Below are 1810 nucleotides of genomic sequence, written 5' to 3' on the forward strand. Positions count from 1 at the left end.
CCTCAGCTTGGACCTCGGTCCATCCGATTTCCCAGCTCCAGAAAAATCAAAAAAGTTCGAACCTTTTTCCTGGCTGTGACGACAGATGATCAAGAGGCGGATGGATCGCCTCGGTCAACGAAGCAAGGAGATCGTCATGTTCAAGAACACACTCGTTTCCGGCCTTATCGCCACCGCCGTCGCCGCCGCCACGCTGGCCGGCACCGTGCAGCCTTCGGCCGCCCACAGCCATCACCACAACCGCGAAATCGGCATCGGCATTGCTGCCGGCGTCGGCGGCTTCGTCCTCGGCAGCCTGCTCGCCCAGCCGCGCACCGTCTATGTCGACGAAGGCGGTGGCTCGTGGCATGTCCGCCGCTGCTACGATCGCTATGCCAGCTACGACGCGGACTCCGATACCTATCTCGGCCACGACGGATACCGCCACTATTGCCGTCTCTGAGGGGAGGACCCGTTCAGCAACAGAGGGGCCCATGCGAGCCCCTCTTCTGTTGTCTGGATGGTAGCGGTGCGTGCTCCATCGGCCGCTTCAGCGCAGAACTGAAGGGATTGGTCCGGCGACAGATCGGACAGTGTACAGAGATTTTCCGAGCGTCTATCCTGGACCGCGAAACGCGGGGAGAGACCCTTGGACGAGCAGGACCCCAGGGAAGACCTGGTCGAAACGGTTTTCCGCAACGGCACCGTCACCACCGTCGGCATCCTGCTGGCGTTTTCGCTGGGCTTCATCACCCATTGGGCCGCCAACCCGATCCCGTGGCAGACCTACCATCTTGTCGCCGTCCTGCCGATCCTGGCCGGCATTGCCTTGCAGATGCGGGCGCTCTCGCTGCTGCTCGACACGAAATGCCTGCAGCGGCGCATCTATGAACGCGCCAACCGCATCTTCATGGCCGGCCTGATATTCACCGCCTGCGGCGTCGGCATGGCCATCCTTCTCGATTTCTTCGATATCGCGACCAGGAGCGCGCTGCCCGGGGCGGGCTGATCAGCCGGCTCGCACGCCGCCGATCATCCTGGTCACCTCGGCTGCCGCATCGCGCACCAGCGGGCCGATCTCGGCCAGCCGCTCCGGCGTCACCCGCACCGTCGGTCCCGACACGGAAACGCCGCCGATCGGCTCGCCGAATTCGTTGAAGATGGCGGCTGCCACGCAGCGCATGCCGGGGTGCCGCTCCTCGTCGTCGACCGACCAGCCGCGCTGCTTGATCCGCGCCAGATCGTGGGCAAGCGCCGAAATGTCGGACAGCGTCCTGTCGGTGAAGCGCTGCAGGCCTGCCTTGCGCAGCATGGTTCCGACGCGCTCCGGCTCGAGATGCGCCAGCACCGCCTTGCCGATGCCGGACGCATGGAAGGGGCTGCGCGTGCCCGGCCGGAAGAAGGCGCGGATCGCCTGATGCGTCTCGACCTGGCTGACGAAGACCACGCAATCGTCCTCGGCGACGCCGAGATTGGCGGTCTCGCCGGTTCTCTCCATCAGCTCCTGCATGACGACACGCGCGCGGTCGACCAGCTTGCGGCGGCGCAGGAAGGCCGCGCCCATACGGTAGGTCTCGACGCCGATCGACCACAGCTGGTCTGATGTGTCGAATTCGACCATTCCGTGGTTTTGCAGCGTCGTCAGCATGCGGTAGGCGGTGGAGGCGGCAAGCCCGCTCTGCGCCGATATCTCGCTCAGCGACAGGCCGCTGCCTTCCGCGACAATGGCCAGGATTCTCAGCGCCCGATCGAGCGACTGCACCGAACTGGCCTCCGAGGGCCCATTGAAAGCGCGCGGCCGGCCGCGCTGGCGTTTTTCCGTGGTTTCCAT

3 protein-coding genes are annotated in these 1810 nt (G+C 65.0%); 2 read left to right on the plus strand and 1 reads right to left on the minus strand.

Going from position 1 to position 1810, the window contains the following annotated elements:
* Positions 1-136 precede the first annotated feature (136 nt).
* Positions 137-442 carry a BA14K family protein gene (locus ENZ74_RS30895; protein WP_013531394.1) on the plus strand — a complete coding sequence of 102 codons (306 nt, stop codon included), beginning with the start codon at positions 137-139 and terminating at the stop codon, positions 440-442.
* 186 nt (positions 443-628) lie between these two features.
* Positions 629-988, plus strand: a complete 360-nt coding sequence (locus tag ENZ74_RS30900; RefSeq protein ID WP_013531395.1) for a hypothetical protein — start codon at positions 629-631, stop codon at positions 986-988.
* Here the strand turns inward: ENZ74_RS30900 and bhcR are convergent.
* Positions 989-1810 (minus strand): HTH-type transcriptional regulator BhcR (gene bhcR / locus ENZ74_RS30905; RefSeq protein ID WP_063170248.1); only part of this gene is annotated, 822 nt, incomplete at its 5' end.

The organism is Mesorhizobium sp. M7A.F.Ca.CA.002.15.2.1, assembly GCF_003998715.1.
GTDB classification, from domain to species: Bacteria; Pseudomonadota; Alphaproteobacteria; order Rhizobiales; family Rhizobiaceae; genus Mesorhizobium; species Mesorhizobium ciceri.